Origin of the sequence: Actinophytocola sp., assembly GCF_035942955.1 — a bacterium.
Taxonomy (GTDB): domain Bacteria; phylum Actinomycetota; class Actinomycetes; order Mycobacteriales; family Pseudonocardiaceae; genus DASYTH01.
Genome location: NZ_DASZCQ010000138.1, coordinates 32,240 through 53,032, shown reverse-complemented (window position 1 = coordinate 53,032; position 20,793 = coordinate 32,240). Strand labels below are relative to the sequence as shown.

Genomic DNA, 20,793 nt, shown 5'->3' with positions numbered 1-20,793 from the left:
GGCTCCCGCTTGGGAGATGGGTCAGGAGTCGAGCTGGGCGAGGATGCCGTCCCAGAGCGCCACGCGGGCATTCAGGGCACGAATCACGGTCAGGGCGCACTCGTCCCACTTGTTGACGTCGTCGCCGCAGAGGTCGGCGAGCATGGCCATGGCCATGGGGGTGTGCTGCTCGCCGTCCACCTCGATGTGCCGCTCGAGGTAGTCGCGGAAGGTGGCGAGCTTGCCGCCCTGGTCGTCGATCTTGACGACCTGGTCGAACATCTCCGGGATCAGGTCCTCGCGGCCGAAGGCGAACGCCGCGGCCTGGCAGTGCAGCGGCGCGAGGTCGATGAAGGTCCAGGTGGTGGCGACGAACTCGCGGGCGGCTGGGGGCACGGGGCTGGCGGCCAGGGCGTCGTGCACGCTCTCGCCCGCGCGGAGCCGGTCGATGAAGTCGTTGATGGGCTTGGTGTCCGCGCCGGCGAGCTCCATGCCGGCGACGTAGAGCTCGAAGTGGCTGATGAACCCGTTGCCGAGCTCGTCGCTCTCCTCGACCAGCACGATGTCGTTGATCAGGCGCCGGCTCTCGCACGAGCCGCGGGGCACCCAGGGCACGTCGACACAGGTCAGGTGCCGCTGCAGGTTCTTGAGCAACGACATGAAGTCCCAGACCGCGAACACATGATTCTCGGTAAAGGTGTTGACGTCCTGCAGAGTCTTCAAGCGGCTGTATATCGGATGTTTGACGACCTCCGCCCGCGCGGATTCTATTACCATCCGCAGCTCATCTATTGCTTGATTCTTCTTACCCCAGTCATAACGCGACACGTGCCGTCGCCTCCGTATCCGAACGATTGCTGGTTTCCGGGACCGTGCCCACCACCGCCGATTGTCCCAATAGTACGGACGGCGCGCAGCGGACATACCATGAGGGTTGACTGAGCCGCCGCCTGTCAAGCCCGTCAAGGTGTTCGACTGCGGAGTTTCCGCGGTTGCCCGCCGGGCTGGGCGGACCGGACCGTCTGTGCAATTCTTTGCACATGCGCCGGGGAAATGACGCTGCCGACGTCAGAAGCGGGCGGTCCGAGCGGATTGCGACGCGGTCACGCGACCCGGTCTGGAAGAAACCGCCGCGGCGGATCGAGTCGGCGGAATGCATCACGTGCGACACGTGCCTGCGCAACTGCCCGCCGGAGTTCGGCGCCATATTCGACCGCGGGCTCGATGTCGTCATCGTGCCCGAATTATGCTCCGGCTGCCCGAAATGCGTGCTGGTCTGCCCGGTCGACTGCATCTACGTCGACGAGGAATGGGCCCCGACCGGCGACGACGTGTGGAACCACATCGAGCTGACCGCAGAAGGACGGCGATGACCGGGTCCCGTCGGGCCGCGATGGCCAAGGCGCGGCAGAGCCGCCGGCCCAGCCGGCTCGGCACGCCGGCGGGGGCGGCGACCAAGCCGGACTATCCGGTCGAGCCGGACGCCGGGTTTCCCGGGCTGCTCGACCGGGTGTGGCGCCGGGCCACCACCGCGACCGGCCTGCCGGCGGCGCTGGACACCCTGCTCACCCTCGGCGGTCACGTCCCCGCCGAGGTCCAGCTCCGGGCGCTGCGCACCGAGCAGGCGGTCGCGCTCGAGGTCCTGTTCGGAGTGTCCACCGACCGGCCCCGACCCGAGCGACATCCCGAGTTGCCCGGCGAACCGCCGGCCTTTCTCGGTGAGCTGGGGTTGACCACCGGCGGCCGGGTGCTGCTGCGGGTGCCGGCGCAGGGCCCGCTGGCCGGCGAGGCGGATCTGGTCGGCGGCGTGCTCCGGGTGCCGTGGTCCGCCCGAGCCGTGGCGGAGTACCGCGACGCGGTGCGCAGGGCCGCCGAGTCACGGGCCCGGTCGGTCGCCGACTGCCGCCGGTGGCTGACCTCCGCGGGCGGGGACGGGCGGCACGAGCTGGTGGAGCGGCTCAAGGAGGCCGCGCTGCGCACCGCGCCGTTCGTGCTGTACCAGGAGGGCAGGCAGTACACCAACTTCCGCGACCGGAACACCCTGACCGGCAAGACCTTGTGGCCGGGCCATCCGGACTGCGCGCTGAGCGGCCTGCAGGGCGTGCCGCTGGAACTGTGGTCGGACAACGACGTCGTGCTGGTCGTGTGCCTCACGTTGCTGATCCGGTCCGCGGGATACGCGCGCATCGAGGAGGCCAACGGGACGCAGCTGACCGTCGAGCACGTCGCGCGGCTGCTCGACCGGGTCCGGTGCAACTACAACGCCGTCCCCGGCGGGCGCCGGGTCCCGCCCGCGGCGTCGACCGAGATCGCCGAGCTCGACCGGCTCGCCGAGGCGCTTCGCCTGCGCCGCAAGGAGATCGGGCCACGAGCCCAGCTCTACCGCGAGATCCACGGCGCGCTGCTGCACAAGATCGAGCGGGTCGCCGGCCCGCCCGGCGACGGGGTGCGGCGGCGCGAGGAACGGCTCTGCGCCCGGCTGAGCCGGCGGCTGCCGGTCGCCGGCGCCACCCTCGCCGAGCTCGGCGCGAACTTATCGGCGTCGCCGGGCTGGCTGGCCGAGCCGCACGGCGACTTCCCGACCGGGCTGGAATCCCTCGTGTACGAGACGGTCCGCGCCGCGACCGCGGCCTTCGACGCCGACTTCGCCATGAGCCGGGGGATCCGCTCGCTGCCCCGGCTGATCAAGGCGCTGCGCGAGGCGGACTGGGCCGAGATCACCCGCTGGGAGCTGCCCGAGTACTTCTGCTGCGTGGTGCCGGCGCCCGAGGCGCGCTGGCACTTCGGCGGCTCGACCGCGCACATGGCCGACATGGCGTGGGCCATGTCCTCGCGGATGCAGTACAACTCCTGGCACTTCATCGCCGGCAACCTCCCGAGGGTTCCGGTGGTGCTGGCCCGTGACTTCTTCGTGCCGCCGACGATTCCGGACGTCGCGTACCACTCCGACCTGCACCACCACGGCCACGTCGCGGCCGGGGTGCGGTTCAGCATCCGCAGCCCGCAACGGGTCGAGGTGCTCGGCCGGCCGTTCGACGGGTTCGTCGACCTCCGGCTGCTGCGCTGCGCCGGCCGCCCGTTCGACGAGCAGGATCTGCTCGCCGCCCACCGCAGCTCGGCCTTTCTCGCCAGGGCGACCGAGGCGGCCGCGGAACTGGCCGCCGGCGGCGCGGACCTCGAGGTCACGTCGTTCGACTCGGCCTGGCACTGGACGACCATCACCAACGGCCCGGTCCCGACGGTACCCGGGGAGAGCCGGTGACCCGGCTCGGCATCCGCGAGACGAGGGCGCTGTTCGCGCGCGGAGAGATCTCCGTCGCCGACCACATCCAGGCACTGCTCGCGCGGATCCGCAAGGTCGACGGCGAGCTGGGCGCATACGTCTCGGTCGCCGACGAGCAGGCCATGATCGCGGCCGAGGCGGCCGACGCCCGGATCCGCGCGCGCGGCCGAACGGCCTGGCGGGACCAGCCCCTGCTGGGCGTCCCGATCGCGGTGAAGGACCTCATCCAGACCAGGGACCTGCCGACCAGCCGGGGGTCCCTTTTGGACAACCCGCGCGCCAGGGTCGATCCGCCCGCCGTGGCGCGGATGCGCGCGGCCGGCGCGATCGTCATCGGCAAGACGACCACGTCCGAATACGGGTGGAGCGGCAGCACCGTGTGCCGGGTGACCCCGCCGACCCGAAACCCGTGGGACACCAGGCTTTCCACCGGGGGCTCGAGCGGCGGGTCCGCCGCCGCGGTAGCGGCCGGCCTGTGCGCGGCGGCGCTGGGCACCGACGGGGGCGGCTCGATCCGGATCCCCGCCGCGTTCTGCGGCGTCGTCGGGTACAAGCCGACGTTCGGCCGGATACCGTACGTCCCCGTCTCCTCCGACCGGCTCAGCCACCTCGGCCCGATGACGCACACCGTCACCGACGCCTTGGAGCTCACCAACATCCTCGGCGGACCGCACGAGCTCGACCCGGACACGTTGCTCGACGCGGTGAACCAGCCGCGGGACTGCCGGTCGCTGCGGATCGGCTGGCTCGAGTTTCCCGGCACCACCGAGGAGATCCGCCGGGTGACCGAGCGGGCCATTCCTTTGCTCACCGGCCTCGGGCACCGGGTCGAGCGCCGCGACGTCCCGTTCCGCGACCCGTACCCCTTCCTGGTCGACATCATCGCCGCCGGCGAGGCGGCCGGCACCGCGCCCGAGGACGACGAGTGGTGTGACCAGGGGCGGCTTGTGATCGTCCACTATGGACGCTCGATGAGCGCCGCGACGCTGCGGCGGGCCGAGGAGGCGCGGCTGGCGCTGCGCACCACGCTGCAGTCGGTGATGGACCGGTACGACGTGCTCGCGATGGCCACGGTGCCCATCGAGCCGTTCGAGGCCGACGCGATCGGGCCGGCCTGGGCCGCCGACCCGAAGGACCTGCAGTGGCTCGCGTGGACGCCGGCCACCTACCCGTTCAACCTGACCGGCCATCCGGCGATCTCCGTGCCGGTGGGCCGAACTCGAGCCGGGCTGCCGGTGGGACTACAGCTGGTGGGTCCGATCGGGGCGGATGATGGGGTTCTCTGGACCGCCCGCCGTATCGAGGGGGAACTCGACCAACTGCCGGCGCCGCCGGAGGTCGAGTAACCGAAGGGATGTTGCCACGTCATGTATTCGCGCCCATGGTCCCGCCTACACGCGGAGAGCAGCGTGGGACGGCCATCGTTCGTCGCCGAGCTCGGCCTCTGGGATGACCGGCAGCTCGCGGCCGCCGAGGAGGTCGAGGCGAGCCTCGGCGAGGTCGACCTCGTCCGCCTCGCGTTCTGCGACCCGCACGGGTTGGCCAGGTCGAAGACGCTGACCGCGAGCGCGTTCCGGTCGGTGCTGCGCAACGGCATGGACTTCAGCCCGGGGCCGTTCATCTTCGACACCGGCCACGCGATCGCCGTGGACTTCATCGACAGCCCCGGCATCGGCGTCGACGAGATCATCGGCGCCGGCGACTTCGCCGTGGTCCCGGATCCCGTGACGTTCCAACTGATCCCCGGGTCCGAGCCGCGGACGGCCTGGGTCCTCGGCGACGAGTTCACCCGCGACGGCGCGCCGCATCCGCTGTCCACGCGGCACGTGCTGCGCCGGGTCTGCGCGGAGTACGCGGCGCGCGACCTGACCCCGGTCGTCGGGCTCGAGGTCGAGTGGTACCTGACCCGCCGCCTCGGCGGCCCGCCGGGGCACGTCGGCAACGGCTTCGGCACCCAGGGCGCGGCGCCCGAGGTGGAGCCGATGAACGCCGGCTACCAGTTCAACCTGGACTCCTACTACGACTCGGTCGCCGCGGTCGCCAACCCGCTGGCCGTCATGCTGCTGGCGCTCGGGCTGCCGCTGCGGTCCATCGAGCACGAGTCCGGCCCCGGCCAGCTGGAGACGACCTTCGACCCCATGTCCGCAATGGACACCGCGGACGCGATGCTGCTGTTCCGGACCATGGTCAAGCAGGCCTGCGCGCGGCGCGGGTACCACGCGTCGTTCATGTCCCTGCCCCGCATCGACGGGTTCGACCCGAACGGGTGGCACCTGCACCAGTCCGTGATGGACGGTAAGACCGGCCGCAACCTGTTCGCGGTGGACGGCTCGGACGAGCTGTCGGCGGACGGGAAGGCGTACATCGAGGGCCTGCTTGCCAGGGCGAGGGACCTGTGCCTGCTGTCCGTGCCGACCGTCAACGGTTATCGAAGGCTGAGCCCCGACTTCGCCCTGTCGCCGACCAGGATCGGCTGGAGCTTCGAGGACCGCACGGCGATGATCCGGGTACTCGGCGGCGGCAGCTCGACACACGCCGAGAACCGGGTGGGCGAACCGTGCGCGAACCCGTACCTGGCCATCGCCGGGCAGCTGTTCGCCGGGCTGGACGGGCTGACCGGTGACCCGAACCGGCTCGGCGCGGAACGGGAGGCGGGTCCGCAGACGGTGCCCCAGTCGCTCGGCGAGTCCCTGGAAGCGTTCCGCACCGGTCCCGCCGAACGGTTGCTCGGCGCGCCGCTCGCCACCTGCCTGACCAAGCTCAAGGAGAGCGAGCTGTCCCGGTTCGAGGACTGGTGCGCCACGAAGCGGCCACGGGCAGGCCAGGTCACCGAGTGGGAGCAGCGCGAGTACTTCGAGAACTTCTGAGGCCTGTGGTGATTCCCCGTTATGCGCTGCCCGCGATGGCGGACCTGTGGTCGGACCAGGCCCGCTACGCGACCTGGGTGCGCGTGGAGCTCCTCGCCGCGCAGGCCCAGGCCCGGCTGGGCCGGGTGCCCGAGGACGCGGTGGCGGACATGCGGCGGGCCCGGGTTCCGTCGGCGGCGCGGGTGTCGGCGATCGAGCGGGAGCGTGATCACGAGGTGCTCTCGTTCCTCGCGGCGTGGTGCGAGGACATCCCCGACGAGTCCGCCCGCTGGGTCCACTTGGGAATGACGAGCTACGACCTCGTGGACACCGCGCTCGGCTACACCCTCGGGCGGGCGACCGACCTGCTGATGGCGGCGGCCCGGCGGTTGCGCCGGGTCCTGGTGGACAAGTCGATCGAGCACTGGGACACCGTGTGCATCGGCCGCACCCACGGGGTGCACGCCGAGCCGACGACGTTCGGCCACACGCTGGCCCGGTTCGCCTTCGCCGTCGACCGCTCGCTGCGGCGGCTGCGCGCCGCGCGGGCGGCCGTCGCCGTCGGCACGATCTCCGGAGCGGTCGGCACCTACGCGCTGATCGACCCGGCGGTCGAGCGGCACGTCTGCGACGAGCTCGGCCTCGGCATCGAACCGGCGCCCAGCCAGGTCATCGCCCGCGACCGGCACGCCGAGCTGGTGGCCGCGGTGGCCAACATGGGCGCCTGCATCGAGCAGATCGCCCTCGAGCTGCGCCTGTTGCAGCGCACCGAGGTCAGCGAGGTGGAAGAGCACCGCACGATCGCCTACCAGGGGTCGAGCGCCATGCCGCACAAGCGCAACCCCACCACCAGCGAGCGGCTCTGCGGCCTGAGCCGGCTGCTGCGTGGCTACGCCGCGTCCATGCTGGAGAACGTGAGCCTGTGGCACGAGCGGGACCTGGCCCACTCGTCGGTCGAGCGGGTGGCCTTACCGGACAGCCTGATGGTCGGGCACTACCAGGCCACGATGGCCGCCCGTCTGATCGAGACGCTACGCGTCTTCCCGGATCGCATGCGCGCGGGCATCCACCGCACGAAGGGCCTGGTGTTCAGCTCGGCCGTGCTCACCGACCTGCTCGAGGACGGGATGGAGCGGGAGAAGGCCTACCGCATCGTCCAGGCCGCCGCCAACCGCACCGTCACGTCCACTGAGGACTTTGCCGCCGCGCTGCGCCGGGAGGGCATCGACATCGGCCCGCTGCGTCCGGAACGCTTCCTGCGCAACCATGACGTGATCCGCATCCGATTGGAGTCACTGCGTGAGCTGGACGACTGACCGGGTGGACGGTGCCGACCTCGACCTCGACGAGGTGATCGCCGTCTACCGCGACTCCGGCCTCGGCGAGCGCCGCCCGATCGCCGACCGCGACCGCTTCCGCGCCATGCTGCACAACGCGAACCTCGTGATCGTCTGCCGGGTCGACGGCGACCTCGTCGGCATCGCCCGCAGCATGTCCGACTTCTCCTACACCACCTACCTGTCCGACATCGCCGTCGCCCGCGACTACCAGCGCCGCGGAATCGGCCGCGCGCTCATCGACGCCACCCAGAACCAGGCCCCCGCCGCCAAGGTCGTGCTCCTGTCCGCCCCGGCGGCCGTCGAGTACTACCCGCACATCGGCTTCACCCGACACAACTCCGCCTGGTTCCGCTCCCCCTGACCCGGGTTCTCCCCCACACGTTGAGGGGGGCTTTCATCACCACCCGCGTGATGAAAGCCCCCCTCGACGCTTTTCTGCCGGCGCGGTCGCGGGTTAGAGTTAATTGTCAGCGAAGTTCGAGCAAGGCTGGAGCCGGTTACGAGAGGCCGACTTCCTCGCCGTTTTCGATGCTTGGCCGCGACGGCGTCGTGCAAGGCGTCAATCTCCACTGGTAATCCGTAGGCCCGAGTTGTTCGGGCCTGTTGCGAGCGTTCGGAAGGACCAAGCATGCTCACACAGGCGCCGCCGCAGCAGAATGTGGCCGGACGACTCGCCGTGGAAATTCGGCGATTGGTCATCGAGATGAGCGGTTCGCCCAACGGGGTGCACATCGGCGGCAGCATGTCGATCGCCGACCTGCTCGCCGTGCTGTACGGCGAGGTGCTCCGGCAGCCGTCCGGTGCGGGCTCGCCGCTCGATCGGGACTACCTGATCCTGAGCAAGGGTCAGGCGTGTGCGGCCCTGTACGCGGCGCTCGCGGCGACCGGGGTGCTGCCGAAATCGGAGATCGAGACCTACGCCGAGCAGGGCAGCCGGCTGGCCGGTCATCCGATGAAGACCCTGCCCGGCGTGGACTTCTCGACCGGTTCGCTCGGGCACGGGCTCTCGCTGGGTCTGGGGGTCGCCCTTGCCGGGCGGCGTTACGGGCACGACAACCGGGCGTTCGTGATCCTGGGCGACGGGGAGCTGCAGGAGGGCTCGAACTGGGAAGCGGCGATGGCGGCGGCCCACCTCGGGGTCGACAACCTGACCGCGATCGTGGACCGCAACGGCCTGCAGATCAGCGGCCGCACCGAGGACTGCATGGCGCTGGAGCCGCTGACCGGCAAGTGGGCCAGCTTCGGCTGGCGGGTGCTCGCGATCGACGGGCACGACCACGACCAGATCAGGCAGGCGCTCGGCGGCCCCGTCGAGCCGGGCCGGCCGACGGCCGTCATCGCCCGCACGATCAAGGCACGCGGGGTCCCCGGCCTGCAGGACACCAAGAAGAGCCATTCGGCGACCCTCGACCGGGACGCGCAGCGGCTGGCGCTCGCGGCCTTGGAAAGTGAGCTGTGATGAGCACCGACATCGCGACCCGCCGCTCCGTCGCGGAGGTCTACGACCACGTCTGGGAGAACCGGTCGACCATCCAGAGCCGCGACGCCTACGCCATGATGCTGCTCGCCCTTGCCAGGGAGAACCCGCTGCTGGCGTGCCTGACCACGGACATGAACTTCCAGGACCACTTCGCGCGGGAGCTGCCGCGCCAGTTCGTGGATCTCGGCATCGCCGAGCAGAACATGATCACCGTCGCGGCCGGGATGACGGTGGCGGCGCGGCCGGTGTTCGCCAACGGCATGAGCCCGTTCGCCATCGCCCGCGCCTACGAGCAGATCAAGGTCGACGTGGCCGGCGCGAACCTGCCGGTCAAGATCGTGGGAACGCACGGGGGCCTTGCCTCGGGGCACTACGGCCCGACCCACCACTCGCTCGAGGACATCGGCGCGACCCGGCTGCTGCCGAACATGACCGTGGTGGTGCCGGGTGACGCCTGGGAGGCCGTCCAGGCCACGGTGGCCGTCGCCGACGATCCCGGTCCGACCTTCCTGCGGCTGGGGCGGTCGGCCACACCGACGCTGTACGACGAGCGCACCGAGTTCGTCCTCGGCAAGGCACGCGTGCTGCGCGAGCCGGGCCGGGTGCTGTTCATCGCCACCGGTCCCTACCCGAACCTGGTCGCGGCGGAGGCGGCGGCGGAGCTCGCGGCGACCGGGATCACCGCGGGACACCTGAACATGCACACGGTCAAGCCGCTCGACCGGGAGGCGATTCTCGACGCGATCGCCCACGCCGAGGTGGTGGTGACCATCGAGGACCACCGCGCCGTCGGCGGCCTCGGCGGGGCGGTCTGCGAGGTGGTGGCCGAGGTCGGCGGGCCGCCGGTGCGCCGGATCGGCATTCCCGACGTCCACTACGACCTGGTCGGCGGGGAGCGGTACCTGCTGGACAACGCCGGGATCAACGTGCCGAACGCGATCGCCAAGGCGCTGGACGTCGTGGCGCGATGAGCTCCGAACCGCACGTCGCCGGGCGTCCCGCGCTCGCGGTCGTGGCCGGCGCCGGCTGCATCGCCGCGTCGGCGACCATCGTCCGGCTCGCCGACACGACCGCGGGCATGGCGGCGTTCTTCCGCTGTGCCCTCGCGGTGCCGGTGCTGTGGGGCCTGATGATCGCCGACCGGAGGCATGCGCACCGGCGCCCGCTCCCCCGGCAGGCGCGCTGGCTGGCCCGGCTCGCGGGCCTCTCGTTCGCGATCGACCTGGTGCTGTGGAGCCATGCCATCAACGCCGTCGGCGCCGGACTGGCCACCGTCCTCGGCAACCTGCAGGTGCTGTTCGTCGCGCTGATCGCCTGGACCGCGCTGCACGAGCGGCCGGCCCGGCCGCTGTTCGTCGCCCTGCCCGTGATGCTGGTGGGCGTGGTGCTCATCGGCGGGGTGCTCGGGTCCGACAGCTACGGCAGCAGCCCGGGGCTCGGGGTGCTCTTCGGCGTCGGCACCTCGATCTTCTACGCCGGCTTCATCCTGGTGCTGCGCGCCGCCGGGCTGACCACCGGCCGCAGCGCCGACGTCGGCACCATCGCCCCGCTCTACGAGGCGACGCTCGGCGCCGCCGCCGGGGCCGCGGTGCTCGCCGTGCTCCTCGGCGACGTCCGGCTCGAGTCGCCGTGGCCGACGCTTGGCTGGCTGGTCCTGCTGGCCGTGTCCTCGCAGGTGGTCGGCTGGCTGCTGATCTCCCGATCACTGCCCGCGTTGCCCGCGACGCTGACCAGCACCCTGCTGCTCATTCAGCCCGCTGGCGCGGTCGTGCTCGGCGCCGTCGTCTTCGGCGAGGACCCGTCCGGCGGGCAACTCCTCGGCGTCGCGATCCTGCTGGCCGGGGTGCTCGTCGCCACCGCGGGCCGCGGATCACACCGCGCGGCCCCCCAATCCGCGGACAAAGGAGAAGCCCGATGCTTAGCCTCGTCAAGCCCGCCCGCGTCCTGAAGTTCGGCGGCACCTCGGTCGGGACCACCCCCGAGCGGTTGCGCGAGGTGGCCAGGCGGGTGGCCGACGCTCACCAGACGGGACACCCGGTCGTCGTGGTGGTGTCCGCGCGCGGCGCCACCACCGACGAGCTCGTGGCCGACGCGCGCTCGATGTCGGAGACGCCCGCGGCCCGGGAGATGGACCAGCTCCTCGCCACCGGCGAGATCGCCGCGGCGGCGCTGCTGGCGATCACGCTGACCGAGGCGGGGACGCCGGCGGTCTCGCTGACCGGCGCGCAGGCCGGCATCACCGCCTACGGCCGGCACACCGACGGCCGTATCGCCGATGTCGACGGCGCGCGGCTGCGGGAGGTGCTCGGTCGCGGGACGGTCGCCGTCGTCGCCGGCTTCCAGGGCATCGGCGCCACGGGCGACGTCGTCACCCTCGGGCGGGGCGGATCCGACACGACGGCCGTGGCGCTCGCCGCCGCGCTCGGCGCGACGACGTGCGAGATCTACACCGATGTGGACGGTGTTTACAGTGCCGATCCGCGGATCGCCCCGGACGCCCGGCTGCTGCCGAGGATCGGCAGCGGCGTCATGTCCGAGATGGCCTACGCCGGGGCCCGCGTCCTGCACCCGCGGTCGGTCGAGCTCGCCGGCCGGACCGGCGTCAGCATCCACGTTCGGTCGGCATTCACCGATCGGCCAGGCACCACCGTTGTCTGCGATGAGACGGGAGGAGAGATGCTCGAGAATTCCCAGCCCATGACCGGGATCGCCCACGATACGGACGTCGCCCGGGTGGTGATCCGGCCGGGGAGCCTGACCGGCCGCGGCTCGGAGCTGTTCTTCGCCGCCCTCGCGGAGGCCTCGGTCGCGTTGGATCTGGTGGCCCGCACCGGCGACCGGGACACCGGCTACGGGTGGGACTTCACGATCGCCCGGCCGCACCTGGCGGCGCTGCGCACGGTGCTCGCCCGGTTCGGCTGCGACGCCGACATTCACGACCGGGTGGCCAAGGTCTCCCTCGTCGGCGCCGGGCTGCTCAGCCACCCGGGGACGACGGGTCGGATGCTGGCAGCCCTTGCGGCGGCGGGGATAGAGACCTACTCGGTGTCGACCTCACAGGTCCGCGCGTCGGTCACGCTGGCCAAGGCCCAGTGCGTGCGCGCCGTTGGCTTGCTGCACCACGAGTTCCGCCTTGGCCAGCCCGCGGAAACGGTCGATCACCTGATCGCCGCGTAGCGGCGCGGCGGCTCGGCGACGAAGCTGCGGTCCAGCTCGCCGACCGTCGAGATGCCGAGCTGCAGCATGGCGTCGGCGAACTCGTCCCGAAGCAGGTCGAGCACCCGCTCGACGCCATGCTGGCCGGCGAGGCCGAGCCCCCACAGGTAGGGGCGGCCGATGCAGACCGCCCGCGCGCCGAGCGCGACCGCCTTGGCGGCGCTGATCCCGCACCGGACGCCACCGTCGAGCAGGACCGGATGCTCGGCCGGGACCGAGTCCACCACCGCCTCGAGGGCGAACACGGTGGGCACCACGCCGTCGAGCTGGCGCCCACCGTGGTTGGACACGATGGTCCCGTCGGCGCCGAGGTCGACGCACCGCCGCGCGTCCACCGGCCGCAACACGCCCTTGACCAGCAGCGGCAGCTCCGTGCGGCCCCGGATCCAGCGCAGGTCGTCCCAGGTGACCGGCAGCTTGTCGTGCCGCCCGCTCGACGGCGGGTCACCCCGGAGGATCCCCAGCGCGCGCAGCGTGCCGTAGTCGACCCCGGCGGGCAGCCGGTACCCCGCGCGCTGGGTGGACAGCCGCCGGGCCGCGAACGACGCGTCGACGGTGACCACGATCGCCGCCGCCCCGCAGCTCTCGGCGAACTCCAGCGTGGCTTCGACGTCCCGCCGGGACCGGTAGGCGAACAGCTGGAACCAGGTGCGGCCGGGGGCGGCCGCGACGATGTCGGGGTAGGGGTAGTGCGAATCGGTGCTCACGATCGACACCACGCCGCGCGAGGCCGCGGCCCGCGCGGTGGCCAGCTCGGCATCGGGGTGCACCAGCCGCTGCGGGCTCGTCGGCGCGAGCATGACGGGAAACGCCTGCCGCTGGCCGAACAGCGTGACGGTGGTGTCGAGGTTCACCGGGTGGTCGTGCAATCCCCGGGGTTGCAGCCACACGTCGTCGAAGGCGGCCGTGTTCGCGGCGACCACCCTGTCGGTGCCCGCGCCACCCGCCACGTACTGTCCGATTGCTCGATCGGCCTTGGCCATCCACCGCTGCTCGAAATCGGTCACCGACAGCAGCGTGTCGAGGTCGGTCATCGTCTTCTCCAACAGGGTCGGGCGACGGGCTACCAGATGCCGTTGATGGCCGGAATGGGCGGGACCACGCGCGAGCCGTCCATCATCTGCAGCACCGAGCTCGGGATGGACCCGATGGAGTAGAACCGGCGCAGCCACCGGTCGTGGCCGTCGTAGCGCGGCACGAACGCCGACCGGCCGTGCGTGGCGACATGGTTGTCGAGGATGGCGCAGTCGCCGGGCCGCAGCACCACCTCGTGGCAGACCAGCTCCAGCGCCTCGGTCAGGGCCTGCAGCGCGGCGCGACCGGCCTTGCTCATCGCGATGGTGTTGTGCGAGTTGAACCGCAGAAGCGGCCGGTCGGCCGGGCCGTAGATGACCGGGTGCGGGCCGGCGGGCATCGGCTCGGCGGTGAGCACCCGGGTGAACGAACCGGGATAGTAGCTGTAGAACTGGCATTGCCGCAGCGTCTCCAGCACGTCCGGCTTGACCAGCTCGAACGCCTCGCGGATCGACGCGATCCGGGTCGCCGCCACCCCGTCGTGGTCCTGGCGCAGGCACAGCAGGCCGATGAAGTCCGGCCGCAGCGGGTGGTGCACGTTCTCGATGTGGAAGTCGAACGGGACCGCGCCGGAGCCCTCGACCCTGGTTTCCTCGCCGGGCAGGGGCTGCACGTCGTGAACCAGGTCGCCGCCCTTCTCGTCGGCGTATCCGATCATCGTGCCGAGCAGCTCGGCGAGCAGCATCATCGAACCGGCGGTGCCGTGCGCCGGCAACGTGGCCGGCTCCCCGTCGGTGTGCGTCGGAGGTAGCGTGCCGACCTCGAGGCCGCGCAGCAAGATGAACCCCGCCCGGCCCGAATCCCGCGCGAACCCGCGCACGGTGTCCCGAATCCGTGCCGGCAGCTCGTCGGGGACGGCGGCCGCCGGTCCCTTGTGTACCACATCCTGCGCGCGGTTCCACAGCTCGGCTCGCTCGTCTTCGGACAGCTCAACTATCGGGCTCATCGCCCCTCACAATCCTCACTCGATCGGTAAATGATCAGCGGCAGGCGGCTTTCGGCCGAGCGGCTGCGGCCCGCATCGGCTCTAATTTTGATTGAGCCGCCACGGCCATATGAAACCGACCCGAGCCGTTTTGTCAAGAGCCGCACTCGCGAAGTCGAACAGGGTTCGAATCCGCCGGGACGGGAGCTAAACTCAACCAGCCACCCGATTGTATTTGAAGCACGATCTCAGCTACGTCGGCTCCCGGGTCGGGGGGAGCCGCGCTACTCGTAGGCAACGGAGCGGACGTTATGGCGCGGTTGTCACCCATTCTCAAACAGGCCACGCCGGTAACGGTCAGCCATGCCGAGGGGCTTTTCGTGTTCGGGGAGGACGGTCGGCGGTATCTCGACTTCACCGCGGGCATCGGGGTGACCAGCACGGGCCACTGCCATCCGCGCGTGGTGCGCGCCATCGCCGAGCAGGCCGGCAAGTTGATCCACGGCCAGTACGTCACGGTGAAGCACCGCCCGCTGCTGACCTTGTGCGAGCGGCTGGGCCAGGTCCTGCCCGGCGAGCTACGGTCGCTGTTCTTCGCCAACTCCGGCAGCGAGGCGATGGAGGCGGCGTTGCGCCTCGTGCGCCAGGCGACCGGGCGCCCGAACGTCATCGTGTTCCACGGCGGCTTTCACGGCCGCACCGTGGGGGCGGCCTCGATGACCACGTCGAGCCCGCGCTTCCGCACCGGTTACGCGCCGCTGATGGGCGGGGTGCACATCGCGCCGTTCCCATATGCCTACCGGTACGGCTGGGACGAGGCGACGACGACCCGGTTCGCGTTGCGCGAGCTCGACTACCTCCTGGCCACGGTCACCTCGCCGGACGACACGGCCGCGCTCGTCGTGGAACCCGTGCTCGGCGAGGGCGGCTTCGTCCCGGCGAACACCGCCTTCCTCGACGGCCTGCGCGAACGCGCCGACCGGTACGGCTTTCTGCTCGTGCTGGACGAGGTGCAGACCGGAATGGGTCGCACCGGACGGTTCTGGGGGCACGAGCACTTCGGCGTCCGGCCCGATGTCCTGGTCGCGGCCAAGGGATTGACCAGCGGGCTGCCCCTGTCGTTCATCGCCGCGTCCGAAGCCCTGATGAGCAAGGCCCCGCCCGGCTCGCAGGGCGGCACCTACGGCGGCAACGCGGTCGCGTGCGCCGCGGCGATCGCCACGCTCGACGTGATCGCCGACGAAGGCCTGGTCGCCAACGCCGCCGCCAAGGGGCGCAGGCTCGCCGACGGCCTTGCGGGCATCGCCGCGGACAACGACGTCATCGGCGATGTCCGCGGGCTCGGCCTGATGCTCGGCTGCGAGTTCTCCACCCGGGACGGAGAGCCCGACCCCGCCACCGCGCTTCGCGTGCAGCAGGAAGCCATCGAGGCGGGGCTGCTGCTGCAGATCGGCGGCCCGTGGCGCAACGTCCTGCGGATGCTTCCCGCGCTGACCGTGTCCGAAGAGGACGTCGACGACGCGCTGCGCATCGTGTCCCACGCCGTCAAGACGGCGCAAGCGTAGGAGTGACCGGCTCATGCAGACTCGCATACCAGACAAGCCGAGGATGCGGGCAGTTCCCGGCTCGCGGCTGGCCAGGCTGCCCCAGCTGGAGCGGCTGGACCCGGAGCTGCGCCGCGACATCGAGGTCGTCAGCGCGGTCCTGCCATTCAAGGTCAACAATTACGTGCTCGACGAGCTGATCGACTGGGCCGCGGTGCCCGACGATCCGATCTACCGGCTCACCTTCCCGCACCGCGGCATGCTCCCCGACGCGATCTTCCAGGAGATCGCCGGCCTCATCGGCAGGAACGCCGACAAGGCCGAGCTGCGCTCGGCCGTGGCGCAGGCGCGCCTGCGCCTCAACCCGCACCCCGGGGATCAGCTCGAGGCCAACGTGCCGATGGTCGACGACGAACCGGCCAACGGCCTGCAGCACAAGTACCGCGAGACCGTGCTCGTGTTCCCGAGCCAGGGACAGACCTGCCACTCCTACTGCGGATACTGCTTCCGCTGGGCGCAGTTCATCGGCGTCGCCGAGCTGAAGCAGGCCGTGCCCGGGCCGGAGACCGCCCTGCGGTATCTCGCCGAGCACGGTGAGGTGTCGGATGTGCTGTTCACCGGCGGCGATCCGATGATCATGTCCACCGACCGGATCCGCGCCTACGTGGAACCGCTTCTTGGACCGGGCTTCGAGCACATCCGCAACATCCGTTTCGGCACCAAGGCGCTGTCCTACTGGCCCTACCGGTTCACCACCGACGACGATGCCGATGACCTGCTGCGGCTGCTGGAGACGGCCTGCAGGGCGGGCAAGCACGTCGCGGTGATGGCGCACTTCTCGCACGGCCGGGAGTTGGAGACCAAGGCGGTCCGGCATGCCATCCGCCGCATCCGCGACACCGGTGCGATCATTCGGGCCCAGGCGCCCATCGTGCGGCACATCAACGACGATCCGGCCGTGTGGTCGGACATGTGGCGGCGTATGACGAACCTCGGCGTCGTGCCCTACTACATGTTCGTCGAACGCGACACCGGCGCCAGCCAGTACTTCGAGCTGCCGCTGCTGCGCGCGGTCAGCATCTATCGCGACGCGATCGCGGCGGTCTCCGGCCTCGAGCGCACCGCGCGGGGTCCGGTCATGTCGGCCTCGCCGGGCAAGGTGATGATCGACGGGATCGCGCAGCTCGCCGACGGCGACGTGTTCTGCTGCCGGTTTCTTCAGGCCCGCAACCCGGACTGGGTGGGACGGCCGTTCTTCGCGAAGCTCGACGGGCACGCGGTGTGGCTGGACGACCTCAAGCCCGCCTTCGACGAACCCTGGTTCTGGCAACAATGACAGGTTTTGGATGGTGAGGCCCAGATGACTGAGCTGCGGAACCGCGGCGTCGGCGTCCTGGTCGACGCGTACGGGACCGGCAACTACCTGCCGCCGGCGTTCGACCGGCTCGGGATCGACGTGGTTCACGTGCAGAGCTCACCGGAGCCGATCACGCGCATGCAGCCGTGGGACCGGGCGAGCTACGTCGACGCGCTGGTGTACAACCCGGACGGAAGCACCGAGGTGGCGCTCAAGGAGCTCGAGGCGCTGTTCGTCATTCCCGGCCAGGAACCGGGGGTGCTGCTCGCCGACCGGCTGAGCGAGGCCCTCGGCCTGCGCACCAACGGAACGACGTTCTCCGAGGCGCGCCGCAACAAGTTCAAGATGATCAACGCCGTCGCGGCCGCCGGGCTGCGCACCGCGGCGCAGCTGATCACCGACGACGCCGAGGAGGCCGTTGCGTGGGCCGCGGGCAGCGGGTACTGGCCGTGTGTCGCCAAGCCGCTGTCGTCCGCGTCCACCGACGGGGTCTTCATCTGTTCCGACGCCGAGTCGCTGCGCGCCGCGTTCCCGGCCATTCTCGCCAGCAGCACCGTGTTCAACGGCGCGAACACGGAGGTTCTCGTCCAGAGCTTCCTCGAGGGCCCCGAGTACATCGTGGACACCGTCAGCGTCGACGGCCACGTATGCGTGTGCGGCGTCTGGCAGTACGAAAAGGTGTTGCTGCCCAACGGGAAGCCCATCTACAACCGGGATATTCTGGTGTCGCCGACCGATCCGGCGGCGGTGGCGCTGATGGACTACACCCGCGCCATCCTCGAGGTCCTGCGCATCCACAATGGACCGGCGCACTCCGAGGTGATCATCACCGCGGACGGGCCGGTCCTCGTGGAGATCGGAGCCAGGCTCAACGGCAACATGCATCCCGCCTTCCACGACGCGTGCCTCGGCGCGAACGCGGCCGACCTGACGGCGCTGGCCTACGCGCGGCCCGAGCGGTTCCTCGCCGAGTACGGCGACACCATCTACCGTAAGCGCCAGCCCGCGGTCGTCTACAACACACCGACGATGCTGTCCGGCACGGTGGTCTCGGTCAACGAGCCGCTGGTCGAGGCGATCCGCAACCGGCCGTCGGTGGTGGATCTCACGGTCAAGCGCAAGCCCGGTGACGTCATCGTGCCGACCCATGACCTGCTCACCAGCCCGCTGCGGGTGTTCATGACCGCGCCCGATCAGTCTACTTTGGATGCCGACTACGAGTTCATCGACTCGGTTCGCGAATCGGTCTACGAGGTCACACCGTGAAACCCGGGCTGCGCGCGAACATCGCGGGGTTGCGCCCGATCGGCGGGCTGCTGGCGGCGGTGGCCGTCTCGCGCAGCTCGGTCATGCTGTTCCCGTTCTACGGGGTGTACCTCGCCACCGACCGGCACGAGCTGACCGTCGGCACGATCGGCCTGATCGTCGGCATGTTCGGTATCGGCTCGCTGGTCGGCGACGTCGCCAGCGGCCCGCTCGCGGCCCGGGTGGCGGAAAAGCGCGTCGCGACCGTGGGATTCGTCGGCGTGGCCGGCACGGTGCTGGCCATCTCGATCTCCACCGAGCTGTGGACGCTCGTGGGGCTCACCGCGCTCTGGGGTTTCTGCTACGAGTTGGTCAACCCGATCGCGTACACGATGGTGGCCAGAGCGGTGCCGGCGGAGCAGCGCCGGTTCGCGTTCTCCGCGGTACGGCTGGCCATCAACCTGGGCATGGGCACCGGGCCGGTGCTCGCCGGGATCTTGTTCAAGTTCGGCCCCGGCCTGCTGCCCTTTGGTACCGCGATAGGCTACCTGGCTTCGGCATTCATCCTGGCGCGCGCCCGGATCGTGGCGCTCCCGGACGCCGACGACGGCACCCGGACCGCCGCCGGTGACGACGGCGGGACGGGCCGGCCCGGGGTGCGCTTCTGGAGCTTTGCCGCCGCCACGACGCCGATCCATTTCGCTTACGCACTGCCGATCACGATGGGCAGCGTGTACGTGATCCACACGCTCGACGAGCCGGCCGGCTGGGTGAGCGCGATCTTTGCCGTCAACGCCGCCATGATCCTCACCTGTGAGATCGCCCTCAACCACGCGATGCTGGGCCTCAGCCGCCGGGCGACCATGCTCATCGGCTACGCCTGCGCAACCGCGGGGTTCGTCCTCATGGGCTTCGCGCCGGCCGCGACGTGGCTGCTGCTCGCCGCGACCGTGGTGTGGACGCTGGGCGAGATGATCATCTATCCGGTGATGCCCGACCACATCAGCGCGATCAGCCCGAACCGGCTCAAGACCCGCAACATGGGCTTCTACACGGCGCACGACAACCTCGGCAAGGTGTTCGCGCCGCTGATCTTCCTGCCACTGATCGAGGCGCTCGGCGCGGTGGCGTCGTGGTCGCTGGTCGGCGCGGTGCTGCTCGTCGGCCTGCTGGGCACCGCCGCGATCAGCAACTCGCCAAGGATCTGGGGCGTCGACAAGGCCAGCAAGCTGATCGGAGCGAGCAAGGGATCATGAAAAAGATCATCATCATCGGGATCAACCCGGCGGGCGCGAAGTACCTGCCCCAGGCGCTGCGCAACGTCGGCTACGAGCCGATCTTCATCCTCGATCCGGAGGACTTCGCCGGCGACGCAAGGGACGCGCTACGCAGCTGCACCTGCTATCCCGCCGACATCGAGAACTGGCCCGAGGTGCTGGAGATGTTCGCCGAGCGCCCGGAGATCACCCGCGGCGTCGACGCGATCTCCAGCCTGTACGACGAGAAGTTCCCGCTCACCGAGCGCATCGCCCGGACCTATGGTCTGCACCACCCGGAGCCGGCGTTCGCCCGGCTGGCCGCGAAGGCCGAGGTGGCCCGGCTGATCCCGGAGTTCTGCCCGCCGACGCACGTGTTCGCGGCCGCGGACTGGGCCACCGCCGACCCGGCGGCCGTGGGGGCCGAGTCCGGTGGCGTGGTGCTCAAGCCATCGGTGCAGGCCGGCGCCGTCGGGCTGACCAACCTGACCTCCCGGGACACGCCGCAGGCCGTGCGGGATGCCATTGCCGCCAGCCGGCTGTGGGACGCGCAGCAGCAGACCTGGCTGCTCCAAGCCAAGATCGACGGCCGGCTGATCAGCCTCGAGGGCTACGTCCTGCACGGCAAGGTCCGCTTCATCGGCTTCTCGATCCGCGGCCGGATCCGGTCGACCGAGGTGAGCAACCTCTTCCCCGGCGAGGCCCGGCTGGGCGAGCGAATCAGGGTGCGCTGCACCGACGCGGTGACCGCGCTGGTCGAGCGGGCCGGCATGCGCAACGGCTACTTCCACTGCGAGTTCATCGCGACCGAGGACAGCGCGTACCTCATCGACGCCAACGTCGGCCGGATCGTCGGCGGCTCGGTGGTCGAGCAGATCGCCCTGTCCCACGGGCTGACACCGTACGAGATCTTCGGTCACGTCATCACGCTCGGCCTCGGCGCCGAGCTCGCCGCCGCCGAACCGGCCTACCTCGCACCCGAGCTGGCCCGGCCGACCATGAGCTTCTTCTACGGTCTCGAGGGCGGCGGCCTGGTCAAGTCGATCGCCCTTCCGCCGGACACCACCTGCATGCACACGCAGGTGACCCCGGACGGGGCCGAGGTGCTGCCGGTCGGCGTGAACGACGACGCCTGGGTGGGCATGTTGACCGGTTTCCTCGACGAGGCGGTCCGCGACATGGACCGGATCAGGATCGAGACACTCGACGGCCCGCGGCGGGCGGCGTACGTCGTGGCCGGTTGACGGC

Annotated in this window: 18 protein-coding genes; 15 read left to right on the top strand and 3 right to left on the bottom strand. The window is 70.7% G+C overall.

Features of this window, described 5'->3' with window-relative positions:
* Nucleotides 1–21: 21 nt before the first annotated feature.
* The gene (locus tag VGX25_RS14210; protein WP_326918239.1) at nt 22–756 is read right to left on the bottom strand and encodes a DUF3050 domain-containing protein; all 735 of its coding nucleotides are present in this window, start codon (nt 754–756) and stop codon (nt 22–24) included.
* A 263-nt stretch (nt 757–1,019) separates the two neighbouring features.
* Here VGX25_RS14210 and VGX25_RS14205 point away from each other — a divergent pair, with 263 nt between their 5' ends.
* The 10 genes from VGX25_RS14205 (at nt 1,020) to VGX25_RS14160 (ending at nt 12,105) form a co-directional block, all read left to right on the top strand.
* Nucleotides 1,020–1,352: a 4Fe-4S dicluster domain-containing protein gene (locus VGX25_RS14205; protein ID WP_326918238.1), complete on the top strand. Its 333-nt coding sequence runs from the start codon at nt 1,020–1,022 to the stop codon at nt 1,350–1,352.
* Complete coding sequence (locus tag VGX25_RS14200; protein ID WP_326918237.1) at nt 1,349–3,241, top strand: hypothetical protein; 1,893 nt, start codon at nt 1,349–1,351, stop codon at nt 3,239–3,241. The genes VGX25_RS14205 and VGX25_RS14200 overlap by 4 nt, the downstream gene beginning before the upstream one ends.
* On the top strand, nt 3,238–4,608 hold the full coding sequence (locus VGX25_RS14195; RefSeq protein WP_326918236.1) for an amidase: 1,371 nt from the start codon (nt 3,238–3,240) through the stop codon (nt 4,606–4,608). Before VGX25_RS14200 ends, VGX25_RS14195 begins: the two co-directional genes overlap by 4 nt.
* 63 nt (nt 4,609–4,671) lie before the next feature.
* Nucleotides 4,672–6,129: a glutamine synthetase family protein gene (locus VGX25_RS14190; protein WP_326918235.1), complete on the top strand. Its 1,458-nt coding sequence runs from the start codon at nt 4,672–4,674 to the stop codon at nt 6,127–6,129.
* Nucleotides 6,057–7,424, top strand: coding sequence for an adenylosuccinate lyase (purB, locus tag VGX25_RS14185; RefSeq protein ID WP_326918234.1), 1,368 nt, complete (start codon nt 6,057–6,059; stop codon nt 7,422–7,424). Before VGX25_RS14190 ends, purB begins: the two co-directional genes overlap by 73 nt.
* Nucleotides 7,408–7,809: a GNAT family N-acetyltransferase gene (locus VGX25_RS14180; RefSeq protein ID WP_326918233.1), complete on the top strand. Its 402-nt coding sequence runs from the start codon at nt 7,408–7,410 to the stop codon at nt 7,807–7,809. Before purB ends, VGX25_RS14180 begins: the two co-directional genes overlap by 17 nt.
* A gap of 267 nt (nt 7,810–8,076) precedes the next feature.
* A complete protein-coding gene (locus VGX25_RS14175) occupies nt 8,077–8,907 on the top strand; it encodes a transketolase (protein WP_326918232.1) in 831 nt (276 codons plus the stop codon).
* Nucleotides 8,907–9,899, top strand: coding sequence for a transketolase family protein (locus VGX25_RS14170; RefSeq protein ID WP_326918231.1), 993 nt, complete (start codon nt 8,907–8,909; stop codon nt 9,897–9,899). Before VGX25_RS14175 ends, VGX25_RS14170 begins: the two co-directional genes overlap by 1 nt.
* Nucleotides 9,896–10,876, top strand: coding sequence for a DMT family transporter (locus VGX25_RS14165; RefSeq protein WP_326918230.1), 981 nt, complete (start codon nt 9,896–9,898; stop codon nt 10,874–10,876). Before VGX25_RS14170 ends, VGX25_RS14165 begins: the two co-directional genes overlap by 4 nt.
* Complete coding sequence (locus VGX25_RS14160; RefSeq protein ID WP_326918229.1) at nt 10,843–12,105, top strand: aspartate kinase; 1,263 nt, start codon at nt 10,843–10,845, stop codon at nt 12,103–12,105. Before VGX25_RS14165 ends, VGX25_RS14160 begins: the two co-directional genes overlap by 34 nt.
* On the opposite strand, the gene VGX25_RS14155 is transcribed toward VGX25_RS14160, so the two are convergent.
* Both VGX25_RS14155 and VGX25_RS14150 read right to left on the bottom strand, forming a co-directional pair.
* Nucleotides 12,087–13,178 (bottom strand): alpha-hydroxy-acid oxidizing protein, encoded by a 1,092-nt coding sequence (locus tag VGX25_RS14155; protein WP_326918228.1) that lies wholly within the window; start codon nt 13,176–13,178, stop codon nt 12,087–12,089. The two genes, VGX25_RS14160 and VGX25_RS14155, sit on opposite strands and share 19 nt — an antisense overlap.
* 29 nt (nt 13,179–13,207) lie before the next feature.
* Nucleotides 13,208–14,164 carry a TauD/TfdA family dioxygenase gene (locus VGX25_RS14150; RefSeq protein ID WP_326918227.1) on the bottom strand — a complete coding sequence of 319 codons (957 nt, stop codon included), beginning with the start codon at nt 14,162–14,164 and terminating at the stop codon, nt 13,208–13,210.
* Between the two features lie 290 nt (nt 14,165–14,454).
* Here VGX25_RS14150 and VGX25_RS14145 point away from each other — a divergent pair, with 290 nt between their 5' ends.
* The 5 genes from VGX25_RS14145 to VGX25_RS14125 are packed head-to-tail and all read left to right on the top strand — an operon-like array spanning nt 14,455 to nt 20,789.
* A complete protein-coding gene (locus tag VGX25_RS14145; RefSeq protein WP_326918226.1) occupies nt 14,455–15,708 on the top strand; it encodes an aspartate aminotransferase family protein in 1,254 nt (417 codons plus the stop codon).
* A gap of 43 nt (nt 15,709–15,751) precedes the next feature.
* Nucleotides 15,752–17,023, top strand: coding sequence for a lysine 2,3-aminomutase (locus VGX25_RS14140; RefSeq protein WP_326918225.1), 1,272 nt, complete (start codon nt 15,752–15,754; stop codon nt 17,021–17,023).
* Nucleotides 17,024–17,047: 24 nt separating this feature from the next.
* On the top strand, nt 17,048–18,310 hold the full coding sequence (locus tag VGX25_RS14135) for an ATP-grasp domain-containing protein (RefSeq protein WP_326918224.1): 1,263 nt from the start codon (nt 17,048–17,050) through the stop codon (nt 18,308–18,310).
* Nucleotides 18,307–19,545 (top strand): MFS transporter, encoded by a 1,239-nt coding sequence (locus tag VGX25_RS14130; RefSeq protein WP_326918223.1) that lies wholly within the window; start codon nt 18,307–18,309, stop codon nt 19,543–19,545. Before VGX25_RS14135 ends, VGX25_RS14130 begins: the two co-directional genes overlap by 4 nt.
* The gene (locus VGX25_RS14125; RefSeq protein ID WP_326918222.1) at nt 19,542–20,789 is read left to right on the top strand and encodes an ATP-grasp domain-containing protein; all 1,248 of its coding nucleotides are present in this window, start codon (nt 19,542–19,544) and stop codon (nt 20,787–20,789) included. The genes VGX25_RS14130 and VGX25_RS14125 overlap by 4 nt, the downstream gene beginning before the upstream one ends.
* The last annotated feature ends 4 nt before the right edge of the window (nt 20,790–20,793 follow it).

Excerpts from the sequence above, each read along its gene's own strand:
- VGX25_RS14125 (WP_326918222.1), top strand. The coding sequence starts at position 19,542 with ATGAAAAAGATCATCATCATCGGGATCAACCCGGCGGGCGCGAAGTAC.
- VGX25_RS14200 (WP_326918237.1), top strand. The coding sequence starts at position 1,349 with ATGACCGGGTCCCGTCGGGCCGCGATGGCCAAGGCGCGGCAGAGCCGC.
- VGX25_RS14210 (WP_326918239.1), bottom strand. The coding sequence starts at position 756 with ATGGTAATAGAATCCGCGCGGGCGGAGGTCGTCAAACATCCGATATAC.
- VGX25_RS14205 (WP_326918238.1), top strand. The coding sequence starts at position 1,020 with ATGCGCCGGGGAAATGACGCTGCCGACGTCAGAAGCGGGCGGTCCGAG.
- VGX25_RS14150 (WP_326918227.1), bottom strand. The coding sequence starts at position 14,164 with ATGAGCCCGATAGTTGAGCTGTCCGAAGACGAGCGAGCCGAGCTGTGG.
- VGX25_RS14140 (WP_326918225.1), top strand. The coding sequence starts at position 15,752 with ATGCGGGCAGTTCCCGGCTCGCGGCTGGCCAGGCTGCCCCAGCTGGAG.
- VGX25_RS14160 (WP_326918229.1), top strand. The coding sequence starts at position 10,843 with ATGCTTAGCCTCGTCAAGCCCGCCCGCGTCCTGAAGTTCGGCGGCACC.
- VGX25_RS14135 (WP_326918224.1), top strand. The coding sequence starts at position 17,048 with ATGACTGAGCTGCGGAACCGCGGCGTCGGCGTCCTGGTCGACGCGTAC.
- VGX25_RS14175 (WP_326918232.1), top strand. The coding sequence starts at position 8,077 with ATGCTCACACAGGCGCCGCCGCAGCAGAATGTGGCCGGACGACTCGCC.
- VGX25_RS14170 (WP_326918231.1), top strand. The coding sequence starts at position 8,907 with ATGAGCACCGACATCGCGACCCGCCGCTCCGTCGCGGAGGTCTACGAC.
- VGX25_RS14155 (WP_326918228.1), bottom strand. The coding sequence starts at position 13,178 with ATGACCGACCTCGACACGCTGCTGTCGGTGACCGATTTCGAGCAGCGG.
- VGX25_RS14165 (WP_326918230.1), top strand. The coding sequence starts at position 9,896 with ATGAGCTCCGAACCGCACGTCGCCGGGCGTCCCGCGCTCGCGGTCGTG.
- VGX25_RS14145 (WP_326918226.1), top strand. The coding sequence starts at position 14,455 with ATGGCGCGGTTGTCACCCATTCTCAAACAGGCCACGCCGGTAACGGTC.